At 70.6% G+C, this 14,605-nt stretch carries 13 protein-coding genes and 1 pseudogene; 5 read left to right on the top strand and 9 right to left on the bottom strand.

Translation table 11 applies throughout. The features are described 5' to 3' along the window. Positions 1-86 precede the first annotated feature (86 nt). From ACGFZW_RS23720 to ACGFZW_RS23705, 4 genes are all read right to left on the bottom strand, one after another. Complete coding sequence (locus ACGFZW_RS23720) at positions 87-2,126, bottom strand: CocE/NonD family hydrolase (protein ID WP_393895187.1); 2,040 nt, start codon at positions 2,124-2,126, stop codon at positions 87-89. A gap of 81 nt (positions 2,127-2,207) precedes the next feature. Beyond that, on the bottom strand, positions 2,208-3,515 hold the full coding sequence (locus tag ACGFZW_RS23715; protein ID WP_393895186.1) for an ATP-grasp domain-containing protein: 1,308 nt from the start codon (positions 3,513-3,515) through the stop codon (positions 2,208-2,210). A 103-nt stretch (positions 3,516-3,618) separates the two neighbouring features. Next, the gene (locus ACGFZW_RS23710) at positions 3,619-5,250 is read right to left on the bottom strand and encodes a phytoene desaturase family protein (RefSeq protein WP_393895185.1); all 1,632 of its coding nucleotides are present in this window, start codon (positions 5,248-5,250) and stop codon (positions 3,619-3,621) included. Positions 5,251-5,312: 62 nt separating this feature from the next. After that, a complete protein-coding gene (locus ACGFZW_RS23705) occupies positions 5,313-5,768 on the bottom strand; it encodes an SRPBCC family protein (protein WP_393895184.1) in 456 nt (151 codons plus the stop codon). Between the two features lie 257 nt (positions 5,769-6,025). On the opposite strand from ACGFZW_RS23705, the gene ACGFZW_RS23700 reads away from it, so the two are divergent. Further along, positions 6,026-6,928, top strand: coding sequence for an SDR family oxidoreductase (locus tag ACGFZW_RS23700; protein WP_393895288.1), 903 nt, complete (start codon positions 6,026-6,028; stop codon positions 6,926-6,928). A gap of 106 nt (positions 6,929-7,034) precedes the next feature. On the opposite strand, the gene ACGFZW_RS23695 is transcribed toward ACGFZW_RS23700, so the two are convergent. The 3 genes from ACGFZW_RS23695 to ACGFZW_RS23685 form a co-directional block, all read right to left on the bottom strand. Next, positions 7,035-7,265, bottom strand: coding sequence for a CDGSH iron-sulfur domain-containing protein (locus ACGFZW_RS23695; RefSeq protein ID WP_393895287.1), 231 nt, complete (start codon positions 7,263-7,265; stop codon positions 7,035-7,037). 64 nt (positions 7,266-7,329) lie between these two features. Continuing rightward, a complete protein-coding gene (locus ACGFZW_RS23690) occupies positions 7,330-7,992 on the bottom strand; it encodes a HemK2/MTQ2 family protein methyltransferase (RefSeq protein WP_393895183.1) in 663 nt (220 codons plus the stop codon). Positions 7,993-8,035: 43 nt separating this feature from the next. Then, positions 8,036-9,568: an FAD-dependent oxidoreductase gene (locus ACGFZW_RS23685; RefSeq protein ID WP_393895182.1), complete on the bottom strand. Its 1,533-nt coding sequence runs from the start codon at positions 9,566-9,568 to the stop codon at positions 8,036-8,038. 219 nt (positions 9,569-9,787) lie between these two features. Here ACGFZW_RS23685 and ACGFZW_RS23680 point away from each other — a divergent pair. Then, positions 9,788-10,131, top strand: a pseudogene (locus tag ACGFZW_RS23680) (SDR family NAD(P)-dependent oxidoreductase); the annotation flags it as partial. Positions 10,132-11,177: 1,046 nt separating this feature from the next. Next, on the top strand, positions 11,178-11,900 hold the full coding sequence (locus tag ACGFZW_RS23675; RefSeq protein WP_393895181.1) for a DUF6333 family protein: 723 nt from the start codon (positions 11,178-11,180) through the stop codon (positions 11,898-11,900). A gap of 121 nt (positions 11,901-12,021) precedes the next feature. Here the strand turns inward: ACGFZW_RS23675 and ACGFZW_RS23670 are convergent, their stop codons facing one another. Further along, on the bottom strand, positions 12,022-12,357 hold the full coding sequence (locus tag ACGFZW_RS23670) for an ArsR/SmtB family transcription factor (protein WP_393895180.1): 336 nt from the start codon (positions 12,355-12,357) through the stop codon (positions 12,022-12,024). A 175-nt stretch (positions 12,358-12,532) separates the two neighbouring features. On the opposite strand from ACGFZW_RS23670, the gene ACGFZW_RS23665 reads away from it, so the two are divergent. Beyond that, positions 12,533-13,594: a DMT family transporter gene (locus ACGFZW_RS23665; protein ID WP_393895179.1), complete on the top strand. Its 1,062-nt coding sequence runs from the start codon at positions 12,533-12,535 to the stop codon at positions 13,592-13,594. A 96-nt stretch (positions 13,595-13,690) separates the two neighbouring features. Here the strand turns inward: ACGFZW_RS23665 and ACGFZW_RS23660 are convergent, their stop codons facing one another. Next, the gene (locus ACGFZW_RS23660) at positions 13,691-13,915 is read right to left on the bottom strand and encodes a hypothetical protein (protein ID WP_393895178.1); all 225 of its coding nucleotides are present in this window, start codon (positions 13,913-13,915) and stop codon (positions 13,691-13,693) included. A gap of 209 nt (positions 13,916-14,124) precedes the next feature. Between ACGFZW_RS23660 and ACGFZW_RS23655 the strand changes: the two genes are divergently transcribed. Beyond that, the gene (locus ACGFZW_RS23655) at positions 14,125-14,517 is read left to right on the top strand and encodes a cupin domain-containing protein (protein WP_393895177.1); all 393 of its coding nucleotides are present in this window, start codon (positions 14,125-14,127) and stop codon (positions 14,515-14,517) included. Positions 14,518-14,605: the final 88 nt, after the last annotated feature.

Here is a 14,605-nt window from a genome sequence, read left to right as displayed (position 1 = left end):
CCGGGGCCGGACGGCGGCTGTACCGCGCCCGGCCCCGGCTCCGCGCGATGGCGCTCCCGCGCCGGTGAGGGCGGCCCGAAGACTGCCTACAGGGAGTCCCGCGGCACCTTCTCGTTCCAGTCCCTGGAGAACACCCGCCGGTCGTTCTCGTAGCCGTCCAGCGTGGCGTGCACGAGGAATTCGGTCTCGCTGCAGCGCAACTCGGTGTGGGTCACCACCTTCACGTCCCAGTCGTCGCGCGTGAACCGCATGGTCCAGGTGGACTCGCCTGCGACGGAGGTGAAGTCGTCCGCGACGGAGGTGTACCTCTCGTAGGCACGCCGTCCGACATCGAGTCCGATGTCCTCGAAGCGGGCCGTCCCTCGGTCCTTGACGATCTCCAACTCGGCGTTGTAGCCGATCAGGTCACGCTTGACGTCCCAGCGTTCCTCGACCGGCGTCAACTGGGAGGTCTCGATGGCCGGGGCGCCCTCGGGCTCGTCGAACGGGCGCGGCGGCAGGTTGTCGGGCGCATCCGCCGGGCGCACCGGCAGGGAGAGACTGCTGGAGCCCTCGTACACGCTCAGCCGGACCGGCTTCGGCGGCGGCCAGGCCAGCGGCCAGTACGACGTGGACAGGGAGAGACGGATGCGGTGGCCGGGCGGGAAGGACTGCGCCAGGCCGTTGAGCTGGACGGTGGCCCGGTAGCGCCGTCCGGGCTCCAGTGGGTCGGGATCGTCCGCGCCCTCGCGCCGGGTGAGGTTCAGCAGTCCGTAGCTGATGCGGGTGGCGCTGCCGTCCGGGGCCACGTCGGAGAGCCGGGCGGCCACCATGGCGACCGGTTCGTCGGCCGACAGCTCCAGTTCGACGGTCGGGGTGCCAAGCACCTCCAGCCGTTCGGTGAGCGGCTCGGTGTCGAACACGAGCGACCCGCCGTCCTCCTCCCGCTGGTCGTACGGCAGGTCGGGCGGCGCGTTGTACGACGCCCACTTGCCGGCGAACTGGCCGACGGACAGCGGAGATTGAACCGTCATCGGGTTGTCGTCCCCGGCCGGGTCCGGCGCCTTCTCACCAGGGCCGACGATGCGGTGCCGCATGAGCGGATAGGAGACCGGCCTGATCTGCGGCGAAGGCCATTCCATCTCGCCGACCCAGCGGCCGGGCCGCTCCTCGTAGGCGGTGGAGGGCGGCACGCTGTCCTGCATCCAGGTCCGGAGCATCGGCCCGTCCATGGCGTCGTTGTCGACGCCCTTGAGCCAGTGGTCCCACCAGCGCACGACCTCCTGCAGGTAGCCGATGGCGGGGCCCGGCTCCCCGAGGTGCGGGAACTTGTGCGACCAGGGGCCGATCAGACCCTTGCGTGGTACATCCAGGTGAGCCAGCAGTCGCGTCACGGCGTTGGAGTAGCCGTCCGCCCAGCCGCTGGAGGCCAGAACGGGACAGGCCACGTCCTGGTAGTTCTCGCAGACCGAGGCGTGCCGCCAGTAATCGTCACGGCGCTGGTGGCGCAGCCACTCCAGGACCCAGGGAGCGGTGTTCTCCAGCCGCTCGTGCCACATGTCGCGCCACCTGTCGCCGACCACGGCGGGGTCCGGCGGCAGCGTGGAGTAGGCGAACATGGTGCCCGCCTCGGCCAGGTTGTCGGTGAGCAGCGTGCCGCCCATGTAGTGCATGTCGTCGGCGTACCGGTCATCGGTGAAGGAGGCGATGACGATCGCGCGCAGGCTCTGCGGTCGGCGGGCGGCGACCTGAAGGGCCGAGAAGGCTCCCCAGGAAATGCCCATCATTCCGGTGTTGCCGTCGCACCACGGCTGCTCGGCGAGCCAGGCGAGGACTTCCTCCGCGTCGCTCTGTTCCTGCTCCAGGTACTCGTCGCGCAGCACGCCTTCCGACTCGCCGGTGCCGCGGACGTCGACGCGTACGCAGGCGTAACCGTGTCCGGCGATGTAGGGGTGGTGGATCGAGTCACGGACGGAGGTCAGGTCCCGCTTGCGGTAGGGGATGTACTCCAGGACCGCAGGCACGGGCTCTCCGTCCGAGGCTGTCGGACGCCAGATGCGCGCCGACAGCAGGGTGCCGTCGGACATGGGGATTGCGACGTGGTCCTCTTCCTTCGTCGCGTAGGGCAAGTTGCTCACGCAGCGCATGCGGGCGGTGTGCTCCTTTCGTGTGCCGCGGCTCGGCGGGTACCCGGGGCCGCGGCGCGCCGCGGCCCCGGGGGGGCTGGGTCAGGAATTCTTCTCGTCCCGTCCGCCGGGCGAGGTCTGGTCGAAGCTGAGGTTCAGGGCGGCCACGCAACGGTCGAACTTCGCCCGCAGGTCCTCCTCACTGTCCCCGCCGGTGAAGATGTGGGCCAGCTCGTAGCTGTAGCTGTCCTGCCCGGACAGCTCCGACAGCCGCTGCCCCTCCTGCGGCACCACCTCGACGCGCACGCCGGGTATCTCGCGTTCGATCCGCTCGATCTCCAGGGCGTCGGGCACACCGTGCACCACGCCGTCGGCGAACCACCGGTGGTACCACTTCGCGGCCGCCCGGTAGGGGCCCGCACGGTCCGGCAGGCTGGGGTCGTCGCCGAGGGCGAGACTCACCATGCAGTGGTGGTTCGGTACGCCGTCGACGTACTCGAACAGTTCGGCGTGCGACTGCGAGTGCCGGGGGTTGATCTCCAGCAGATTGATCTCGTCGGTCCGCGGGTCGTAGAAGTACTCGATGCTGAACGTCGCCGAGTCCATGCCGATCTGCCGCATCACACGCTTCGAGACGTCCTTCAGCCGCCGCACCACGGGCTCGGGCAGGGAGGACGGGTACTGGTGGCGCATGAAGGAAGAGCTGTCGGGATAGTTGATGGAGTCCAGGGCGCCGTAGACGGTGACCTCGCCGTTGTGGACGTAACCCTCCACCGCGACCTGGATGCCGGACAGCGCCTCCTCCGCGAGGCACACCTCACCGCCGATGCCCGCCATTTCCTCCGGCAGCTTCAGCTGCTCGAGGATGTAATCGAAGGGTCGGCCGACACGGCTGATACCGGCACGGATCTCGGCCACCGCCTCGCGGAACTCCTCCTCGTTCTTCACGCCGAAGGCGAGCTCCGAGGAGTACGACAGGGCCGGCTTGAGCCACATCGGGAAGCGCACCCCTTCGGGCGGCTCGGGTTCCTCGGCATGCAGGTCGACCCGTCCGAAGCGCGGATGCTCGTCGATGACCTTCTGCTGCTCCAGCCGGCTCCAGTACTTGTGCTCGCACTTGACGACCGATTCCAGGCTGGTGCTGGTGGTGCCGTAGCGCTCGCTCAGCATCGGAATGAGGGTACTCACCGGGAAGTCCCAGTAGCCCACGATCGCGTCGATGGACCCGTCGAACGCATCCAGCTGGGACTGTGCCTTCTTCAGGAGATCCGCTACGGACACCTCGCCGACCTGAAGCTCCTCGATCGTCAGAAGACGATGAAAGCGGTAGTCCTGCGCGCCGGGCACATCGTTCAGGGTGGGCAGGTTCGACTCGTCCAGGCCGATCACAAAGATGTTCTTCTTACTCACCAAATCTCCTTCGTCCCGTCCGGGCTGCTCAAGTACCCGACGGTCCGCCGCTCAATCTCGATGAGTTATTCCGAGGCGCCCCACGGACGTGCACCGCGAAGTATCATGACCCGTCCGTTCGGAACCCCCGGCGGTCACGGCGGGCGAGTACGCGCTGGGTACGGCTGAGCACTCCGCTCGCCGACCAGGTGCGCAGGGCCGCGTGGGCGGCGTTCGCGCCGGGCGCGCCGTGCACCCCGCCGCCCGGGTGGGCCCCCGCCGAGGCCAGGTACAACCCTTTGACGGGGGTCTCCGGGCGCCCGGTCCCGGGGGTCGGGCGGAAGACGAGTTGCTGGTGGATCGCGGTGGTGCCGCCGTTGATCGCCCCGCCGTGCAGGTTGGCGTTCATGGCTTCCAGGGTGGGTGGCGCGAGGATCCGGCGGGCACGGATCCGGGAGCGGAATCCGGGGGCATAGCGCTCGACCTGATTCTCCATGCGGTCGGCCATGGCCTCCTGCTCACCGTCGTGCCACTCCCCCGTCAGGCCGTCGGCGCCCGCGTCGCCGCGGACCCGGTGCGGAACGTGGGTGTAGGCCCAGGCGGATTCCGTGCCGGCCGGCGAGCGCGTGGGGTCGGCGGTGGTCATCTGCCCGAACAGCGCGAAGGGCCGGTCCGGCACCTGTCCCGTGTAGAGCTGGGCGGCGAACCGGGTCAGGCCGTCGACCCCGTCGGCCAGGTGCACAGTGCCGGCGGTGGCCGCCTCCCCGGCTGTCCAGGGCACCTTGCCGTCCAGGGCCCAGTCGACCTTGAAGGTGGCGAAGTCCCACTGGAAGCGACGCAGATCGGCGAGAGCCCGGCCGGGAACGTACCGCGCGTCGACCAGTTCGCCGTACAGCGCCGGTACAGAGACGTCCGCCAGGACGGCCCGGCCCGCCGGGACCGTCTCGCCGCCGGCCGTGCGCACCGCCACCGCACGGCCGCCACGCACCACGACCTCGACGACTCGTTCGTTGCACCGCACCGCGCCGCCGCGCCGCTCCAGCCGGCGTACCAAGGCGTCGGTGAGGGCTCGGGCGCCCCCGGCCGGGACGGGAAAGCCGACGGACTGGCCGAGCATGGACATCAGCCAGCCGAACCCGCCGCTGCCCGCGGCCTCCGGGGCGAGGTCGGCGTGCAGGGCGTTGCCGGCGAGCAGCAGCCGGCCCGCCTCGCCGCGGAATTCTTCCTCGCCCAGGCGCCGTACCGGCAGCAACATCGTCCGCGCCAGGCGGAGCCCTCCCGCCCCGCGCAGCCGGGCCAGGAGCCGCGCACCGGCGCGCACCGGAGGAAAAGGCGTGAACAGGGCGCTGATGAGGTCGTGTCCGACGCGGTCCCAGACGTCGCACAAATCGCGCCATGCCGCGCCGTCACCGGCGGCGAAGCCGTCCAGGGCCCGCGCGGTGTCCTCCACGCGCCGCTCCAGCAGCGCACACCGGCCGTCCCGCAAGGGGTGGGCGAGGACCCGGGGAGCGTGGCTCCAGCGGAGCCCTTCCTCTTCGAGGCGGAGCGCGCTCAGCACCGGTGAGGCGGCGGCCAGCGGATAGAACGAGCTGCACAGGTCGTTGACGTAGTCGGGGTGGACCCCGCGGTCGCTGCGGACCGCGCCGCCCGGCTCCGGCTGGGCCTCCAGAACTTCGACCGTCCACCCGTCGTCCGCCAGCAGGTTCGCGGCGACCAAGCCGTTGGGGCCGGCGCCGATGACCACCGCGTCGGGCATCGCTGTCTCCTGTTCACCGTGGCTACGGCGGTCCGTGGCGTCGCGAGGCCGGCCCCGCCCGCTCAGTGCATGTCGCTGAGGTCCCGCGGATAGTTCTCGACCACCGTGGCGAGCCGGCTCAGCATGCTGCGGTGGCGGAGCTGAAGGAAGGCGTCCAGAACCGCGTTGTGCAGCACCCCGCCGGGCCCGGTCAGGGGATGCTCGTCGACGATGACGAGGCTGTGCTCGCCCCATGGACGGACGTCGATGGCGATCCGGGCGGTGCCCAGCGGGCCGCTGTCGACCTCCAGCTCCAGCTCCCGGGGCGGGTCGCAGCGACGGACGATGGTGTGGCCGGTCAGCGGCCACGGCCCGATGCGGACGGTGTATCCGATGGTGGAGCCGACCGCGGGCCAGAGGCCCTCGTCGGGCCACGAGTCGTCCGTCCCGACGACCCAGTCCGCGTAGCGGGAGCCGTCAGCGAGGATCGCCCAAACCGCGTCCGGAGCCCTCTTGATCAGCTGGTGCCTCACAGCCATGTGCTTCGCCCTCCGACATCTCGATGGAGCTGGTCGTCAGCGGTCGAATGTCAGCCTAGAGCGGCTCGTCGCACTCGGCCGTGCGAGGGCGGCCGGAGGTGTACCCGCCTGCTGCGGGCGCGGGCTTGGTGTCCCCGTCGTGCACAGGAACTCCTGACGGTTCGCCCTTACGTTGGAAATCTCCCCTTCGCTCCCGCCGTCCGCTCACTTCCTCCACGCGGAAGGAGAGCGGCAGGCAGAAACACGGAGACGTGACCATGGTCGAAGAGCTGCCCCTGCTGGGGCGCACCGCGGTGGTCACCGGCGCCGCACGCGGGCTGGGTGAGGCCATTTCGCGAGCCCTCGTACGACGGGGCGCCACGGTGGCCCTCCTCGGACTGGAGGAGCGCGAACTCGCCCGAGTGGCGGCCTCGCTGCCCGGCGGAAGCACGTATTGGCCGGTCGACGTCACCGATGAGTCCGCGATGGCCCGGACCGCCGCCGAGGTGACCGAACGCCTCGGGCCGCCGTCCGTGGTGGTTGCCAACGCGGGGGTGGCGGCGGGCGGGCCGTTCCTGGACACCGACCCCGCGACGTGGCGCCGGATCGTGGAGGTCAACCTTGTCGGCAGCGCGGTCACCGCTCGTGCCTTCCTCCCCGGCCTGTTGCGTACGCGCGGCTACTACCTGCAGGTCTCCTCCCTCGCGGGCATCGCCGCCGCACCGATGATGTCGGCGTACTGCGCCTCCAAGTCGGGGGCCGAGGCGTTCGCGCACTCCTTGCGCGCGGAGTTGGCACATCGCGGTGTGGGGGTGGGCGTCGCCTATCTGAGCTGGGCCGACACAGAGATGATCAGAGCCGCCGAGGGTCACGCGGCCATGCGGGTGCTGCGCGCCGGGCTGCCATGGCCCGCCTCGAAGACGTATCGCGTGGACCCTGTGGCCGCCCGCCTGGTCCACGGCATCGAGCGACGCGCGCCCGCCGTCTACGCCCAGCCCTGGCTGCGGGGCGCGCAGGCGCTGCGGGCCGGCCTGCCGGGGATCGTCACGCGCCGTTCCCGGCACGTGTTCGCACGTCTCACCGGGCGCTCCGACGTCACGGCCACCGGGCTGCTCGGGGCGGGCGGCAGGGCGGCGCTACGTCCGCCGGGGCAGGAGGCACCCGGCGGCCCTGCCGCGTGAGCGGTTCCCGGACGCCGGCGAACACTCGGAGGCTTACGCCGAACGGGTGACGCGAGGGGAAGGTCCCGAAGGTCTCCGCAAGCGCAACGATCCCCCGGTCAGCTCCTCACCCGCCACTCCCCGCGGCCTCGTCGCCCCGCCCCGCCTCCTCGTCCATGGCCTCGCCGGTGGCCTTCGTCCGGCGGCGGTGGCTGGTGTCGCACCAGGGATAGATCCTGCTGCGGCGGCATACGCACAGGGCCACGGTCGGGCGGTCGGAACGCACCACGGTCCCGTCCGCCAGCTTCACCTCGACGGGCCCCTCGATCAGCATCGGCCCGTCCGGCTCCTGCGTGATGCGCCGGACGTCCCGGCCCGACGACCGGCTCGGGACCTGCCCGCCGGCCTCCGGGCCGTGGGAGTCACTCCGGTCGCCGCGCACGGATGACCACCAGCTCTTCCTTGTCCTGACCCGGCGATATCAGCCCATGAGCCGCCAACCAGGCGGCTCGGCTGCGCAGCACCGGCCCGAAGGGGACCATGCGCCGGTCGGTGACGGTCACGTCGAGCCCCGCGTGCTCCAGCCGCTCCACCGTCGGCCCGGTGCCGCAGAGGGTGGACTGGACCAGCAGCAGCACACCGCCGGGCCGCAGCATCGAAGGCGCCTGTGCGCACAGCTGGTCCAGCACTGCCCTGCCGTCCGGCCCGGCCTCCCAGGCACGCGCCCGGCCGCCCCTCGGTGGCTCGGGAGCGGGCGAGGGGACATAGGGCGGGTTCGCCATGATCAGGTCGAATCGCCGCCCGGCCACGGGCCGCAGCAGTTCGCCCCGGTGGACGCGGATCCGGCGGCCGTACCCCGCGAACCAGGCGTTCAGCCTGGTGGTGAGCACCGCCACCGCCGATACGTCCACGGCCGCGATCCGGGCTGCCCCGGCCCGCGCGGCAGCCACGGCCAGCGCGCCGCTCCCGGTGCCCACGTCGAGCACCGCGGCATCCGCCGGCAGCGCTTCCCGCGCCAGTGCCGCCACCAGCGCGTCGGTGTCCCACTGGGGTGCGTAGACGCCGGGGGGACGTATGAAGAACACAGACCCTGGATAGCTTCTTCGCGCGCGCTCCGCACTTTCGATGTCAGATGTCCCTTGCTTCCAGAGGAGTGTTGGCCGGACCTTGGAGCACCGAGCCGTCGGGCGCGAAGCGGGAGCCGTGACAGGGGCACTCCCAGGCCCGCTCCGCGGAATTGAAGGCGACCAGGCACCCGAGGTGCGTGCAGCGTGCCGACACGGCGTGTGTCGTGCCCGCCTCATCGCGGTAGACGGCGCACCGGCGGCCACGCACCCGTACCACCGCACCGCTTCCCGGCGCGATCTCCGCGACCGAGTCGGCGTACGAGGAACGCATCCGGTCACCGACGAAGTGCTGGGCGACGTCGGCCTGGTGCTTGAGGAACGCGGGTGCCTCGCGGACGGCGCTCCACAGCCTGCGGGGGTCGTACAGCCCCGCCCATGGCGGTTCGTTCCCGGTGATCAGTCCGGTCAGCAACTGCCCGGCCAGGACTCCCCCGCTCATGCCCCAGCCGCCGAATCCGGTGGCGACGTAGGTGTGCCGGGCACCGGGGTGGAAGTGACCGATCAACGGGACCGTGTCGGTGGCATCGTTGTCCTGCGCCGCCCAGCGATAGGCCACTTCGGTGCCGGGGAAGTGCCGCCGCGTCCAGGAGGTCAGACGGGCGTAACCCTCGCGTGCGTCGCCCGTCCCCGGCTTGAAGGTCTCCCCCGTGACGATCAGCAGCCGCTGCCCGTCGCCGTACGGGGCGGTGCGCACCGACCGCTTGCCCTCCTCCTCGGTGATGTACATGCCGCCCGGGTCGCGGTCGGCCGCGATCGGCGCGGCCACGACGAGTTCGCGGCGTGGCGAGAGCCGGGTGAAGAGCAGGGCGCGGTCGAAGACCGGATAGTGCGTGGCCACGATGACATCCTGCGAGGTGACGACCGCTCCCGACTCGGTCTCGACCCGGCAAGGGGTGCCCTCGCTCAGTCCGGTGGCGCGGGTGCGCTCATGGATGGCGCCGCCGCGCGCCCGGATGTCCTCCGCCAGCGCGAGCAGATACTTCCGCGGGTGGAACTGCGCCTGGTCCTCGACCCGCACGGCACCGGCCACCGGAAAGGGCAGCCCGGTCTCGGTGACGAACGAGGCGGTCAGGCCCGCTTCCCCGGCGGCTGCGGCCTCCGCCCGCAGCGCGTCCGTCCCTGAAGGGTCGCGGGCGAAGGTGTACGCGGGGAAGCGTTCCAGCTCGCACTCGATGCCCAGCAGTTCCGCGATCTCGGCGACCCGTTCGACGGCGCCCTGCTGGGACCGGGCATAGGCACGGGCTCCGTCGGCTCCCCGGGTCCGGCGCAGCTGCTCGTAGACGAGGGTGTGCAGCGAGGAGAGCTTGGCGGTGGTGTATCCGGTGACGCCGGCGGCGATCCGGTCCGCTTCCAGGAGCGCGACGCGGCGGCCCGCCCGGGTCAGCTCCCACGCGCAGCTCAGCCCCGCCACCCCGCCGCCGATGACCGTCACGTCGACTTCGGTGTCCTCGGTGAGCGGGGCGTAGGACGTGCTGTTTGTCGTCGCCATCCAGTACGACTCGTCTCGGCCGGTGGCCGCGGAAGATTGGGACATGGTGTGACGGGTGCCCGCATGATCCCCGGCGAAGCGCGAAAGCCCCGTGACTCCCCCGGTAGGGCGTAGCCCTCCTGGCCGCCGTGTGCTCTGTCCGGAGTGGCTTCGGGGCTCTCCTCGCGTCGACCGCGGAGGGCCCGCACGCCGGTGATTCATTTGGCGGCCTCAGGGCACCGGGCACCAGATGCCCCTGCGAGCCGACGCGAACAGGAGGTTCCCGTGGCAGCGAACCACGGTCCGCAGGACCCCGCCACCAAGCACCCGCAGCCGGAATTCCCGCAGCAGGACCAGCCGCCCCCGGGGTGGACCGGGCCGATGGATCCGCCGCCCGATCACTGCGAGGAGAGCTACCGCGGCCCCGGGCTGCTGACCGGCCGCAAGGCGCTGCTGACCGGCGGTGATTCCGGTATCGGACGGGCGGTTGCGCCGGCGTACGCGCGCGAGGGCGCCGATGTGGTCTTCACCCACCTGGCGGAGGAGGAGGACGAGGCACGGGAACTTTCCTGCTGGTCGAGGAGGCCGGGCGCAAGGCCGTCGCGGTTGCCTGCGACATCCGTGCGGAGGCCCATATCTCCGGCGAAAGCCTCATCCGGCAGCTCCGGCCCCGCGCCTCGGAAAGCCGAGAGCTCTTCCCGGTACGCACCTTCGTGGTGCAGACTCCCCGGTGACACCACAAAGGAGGTGACCGCGGCATGATCATTCGAGCTCTGGGCCGTCGGCTGCACACCTGGTTCATCCGCACCTCTACCGCGCTCCCGGCCGGGCGCAGGTCGCACCACATCAGTTAACCCAGCACTCCCCCACGGCCATGCGAGCCGGTGCGTAGCGCGCCGCCGCGAGAGGCGCGAACATCGCTCTCCAGGCAGGCAGTCGCCCACCAACCGGTCGAGGGGTCCAGGCTTTTCCACCCGACCGGCAGCCGCGGGCAGCAGAGGGTTCGGGCCAGCAACCGTTGGCCCTCCCACCTGCACGGTCTCCGATGAGCACGATGGATCCGTCGGCTTCCGGGACGTACGCGGCCCCCGTCCTGTCGTTGGGCTCTCCCTCCAGACGTCTACGGATTCCGACGTGCTCCAAGCGGTCCCCTGCGGCCGAGTCCGACCGACAGGGATGGCAACGCAGCGATCGATGGGAGTGGCCGCATCGATGGCAAACCGCCCCTCCGGCACCAGCACCGGCGGCGACCGGCGTGGCATCGACTGGCGGCCTGGCAGCTCCAGCGCTCCCTAACGGCGGTTTGAGTTCGGTCAGGCTCTGCGGGCTGCGGGTGGCGAGCGACTGCACGAGGTGGTCGAAGCCGTACGCCTGCACGAGGTGTCGAAGCCGTACGCCGCGAGGTCTCGCACCGACTCATCGGCGGCCAGGACCCGGACCCGACGGTTGGCGCAGCTGGCCTCGCCAGGAGGGGGCGCATCGTGATGGGCTACCGCGCACCCCGTCCTGGTCGGTGCGCCGCCGCCCTGCGCTCCCATGACCGGGCAGCACTGCGACCGTAGCGGCGCCACAGCCGTCGAACGCGGTCGCTGGGCAGATTCGTATGGACCTTGGTTCTCGCCCGTCAGCACGCCGTCAGCTCGGGCTGTCAGTGCCCGTCGCTACGGTGCCCCTCATGACCGAAGCCAACTTCTGGACCTGCCCACCCGACCGAGAAGTTGGGGGATACGGCGATGACTACACCCTCGCCCTCGTCCTTCCCCCCTTCCCCGCGGGCACCGTGAACTTCTCTCCCCACGACCCGGAAGAGGCCCGCCAGTTCGCCGAAAACTTCGACACCGTCGACGAGATCCTCGAAGAGCTGCCCCCCGTCTCCGCGGCCGACCATCAGGCTCCGGAGACACGGGCGGACCTGGACATCATCAAGGTCGGATGCTGGGGCAACGTCATCTCCATAACCGACCCGGCCCTTGCCGACAACATCGGCGACCTGCCGCTGCTCGGGGCATCCACCACGCTCCGCAAGCGCTACCCCGATGCCAGGATCGTCGGATCGGCCAACGTCGACCTCGGAGAAGACCACACCGAAGACATCGTCCAGCTTCCCGGCGACTTAATGCTGCACACCGAAGGTTGGCCCGGCGTGGATCCGTTGGAAGTCACCGGCGACCCTCATGCCGTGATGCGCGCCCTCGGCATCAGCCTTGAGACCCTCGCCGAGGAAGAGATCGACCTCGACGAGGAGTCCGACGAGATCGACTGGCGGGCCCTGGGTCGGCTGGCACTCGGACCGAGCGACCCATGGGGCCGTTCGGACCTCCGGATGTCCGTCTTCCGCGTCCGCCACACCAGCGGCTCCACCTTCCGGATGGAGGAAAGCTGGTTCTGGAACCGTTAGCAACCCAGAAACCGGCTCCAGCACGGGCCTTGGTCAAAATTCCCCCGAACGGTCCGCATCGCCGGCGAGGCGATTTCCGCGGCTTGGCGGCCGACGACGCTCGCGATTCGAACGAACCTGCCTATTCGGCACGGAGGGCCAGTTCGAGGAGGCCGGGAAAGCGGGCGTCGAACTCTTCGCGGCGCAGCCGGTTGAGCCGTTTGGTGCCCTGGTCGCGCTGTTCGACGAGGCCGGCGTCGCGCAGCACGGAGAAGTGGTGGCTCTTGGCCGCTCTGCCGACGGATACGTCGAAGTTGCTGCAGCTGAGCGTCCAGTCGGGGTGGCCCGCCAAGGTGCGGACCAGCTGGATGCGCACAGGGTCCGCGAGGGCGGACAGAGCGGTGAGCACGGGCACGTCGTCGGGGTGGGTGTGCACGGGAGCCGGTCTGTGCCCTGCGACTTCAGCCTGTTTCGACATGTCTCCGACTCCTCCGCAGCCCTCGCGCTCTTGCTGAATGTTCGATCCCTACCTTACATTGCTAATGTTCGCTTCCGGTTGAACATTCCCGTGCAGGCAGTCGACGTCGTCGGCCGCCTGCAAGAACCCCGGCCCGGGCACTCCCATGCACAGGCCCAGAACCGCGGACGGAGAAATGCAGCAAAACAGCGCGGCCCAAGGATTCTCCGCCGTCGTGGGCAAGGTGCCCGCGCCCTGCCTCGTACTGGCCGGAGTGAGCGGGATCCAGTTCGGCGCAGCCCTCGCCCCGAGCGCCTATCCCCAGGCAGGAGCCGCGGGCGTGGTGTTCCTGCGGCTCCTGATAGCCGGCGTGATCCTCTGCGTGCTGTGGCGCCCCCGGCGCCGAGCACTGAAGTCGGCCAAGGGAGCCTGGAAGACGGTGCTCGCCGCCGGGGCCCTGCTCGCCGGACACCACATCGCCTTCTTCGAAGCCGTCAACCACATCCCGCTCGGGATCGTCGCCACGATCGAATTCCTCGGCCCCTTCGCCATCGCCATGGCCGGCTCCCGCCGTGCGCTCGACCTGCTCCCCGCGTGCCTGGCAGCAGGAGGGGTGCTCCTGCTCAGCGGCGGAGGCAGTACCTCCCTGCCCGCGGTCGGCCTTGCCCTGGCCGCAACGGCCGCTTGCTGCTGGGCCGGATACATCCTGGTCTCCGCCCGCATGGCCACCCGCCTCAGCGGCGGCCAGGGCCTGGCCGTGGCCATCACCTGGGCGGCGCTGCTCAGTGCCCCCTACGGCATCGCACACGCCGGCACCGGCCTGCTCGACCCGCACGTCCTATGGGTCGCGGCCGTCGTGGCAGTGGTGTCCAGCGTGCTCCCGTACTCGCTCAACCTGGAAGCCTTGCGCCGGATTCCGCCACGCGTCTTCGGCGTACTGACGAGCCTGGAGCCGGCCGCGGGCGCCCTCTTCGGCCTGCTCGTCCTCGGCCAGCACCTCCAGCGGTCCCAGTGGCTCGGCATCTCCGCAGTCGCCTGCGCCTCCATCGCCGCCACCTACCTGGGGCCCGGAAAGCGCAGGGCCTCACGCGTCCGGGCGACGAGCGGCTCCCTCCCCGAGGCGGAATCCGCGCGGGCAGGGCCTGCATCCCGAGAACACCCCGGGCCGCGAACCATTCATTCGTCCGGCCGGCCATCCGGGAACCTCACAGATGTTCAAGCCCCGCCTCCGCGGCTCGACCCGAACGACAGCCTCTAGCTGCCGAAGTCCCTGTTGAATGCGGGCGACGGCCGACCCGAGAGGGGGAAGGTACACACCCGGGTTCGTAGGGGCAGTTGAATCTGCGGTACCCGATCAGGCGCTGCTGAGGCTGGGCCCGCCGTACTCGTGTGGCTGTCCGCTGCGCCATTCCACCCACTCGGGGTCGTCGAGGAGCGGCTCGGCATCGGGAAGGCCGGCGCGGCGCAGGAACTCCACCACGTCCATGTCGCTACGGGCGACGCCAAGGACGGTGCCATCAAGGTCGACGCGCCGGCCACCGCCGCCTGCGGGCGGGTGAAGGACGATACGAGCGGTCATGTACCCAGGCTCCCTGCGCCGGGGAGATGGCGCATCTGGCCGGCGCGCCCGGAGGAGGCAAGCAACGCGCACCCACACCCCGTCTCCGTCGCCCCCACCCGGATACGGGGCTTTCCGGGTAACCCGCATCGAAGCGTTAGGTTCTGTTTCGAGGAGCTCGTGGACCACTGGCTCCTGCACGGCGGCTACCTATCGGACGGTGACACCTCATGGCGAACGCAGACACGGGCTCCCCCAGCCCCACGGTTCCGAAGCTGCTCTGCGACGTCGATGCGCTCGCCGCCGAGGAGAACGCGCCGGCCGGCGCCATGTGGCGGCTCACGGAGTCGGGGCGCCAGCTCGACGCCAATCTCGTACACGTACCACCGGACAGGCACATCGACACCCACGTCGAACCGAACCTGGACGTACTCCTCCTCGTCGTCAACGGATCCGGCACCCTGGGCACCGCACAGGACCCCCAACCGCTCTCCGAAGGCAGCCTGATCTGGCTCCCCCGCGGCTCCAGCCGAAGCATCACCGCCGGAAAGGACGGCCTGTCCTACCTGACAGTCCACCGCCGCCGCCCTGGCATGCAGATCCACAGCCCCGGCGGCACCTGAGCCCAAGGCTCCCCTCGGCCCCAATCGCGCGGACCCCCGGCGATAAGGGGACACCGCCGTACGTCCACGGGCCTTTGGCGTCGAAGCT

The organism is Streptomyces sp. NPDC048248, from assembly GCF_043201875.1.
Lineage (GTDB): Bacteria > Actinomycetota > Actinomycetes > Streptomycetales > Streptomycetaceae > Streptomyces.
Note: the sequence above shows the minus strand (reverse complement) of the source record. Positions and strands in the feature narration are given on the sequence as shown.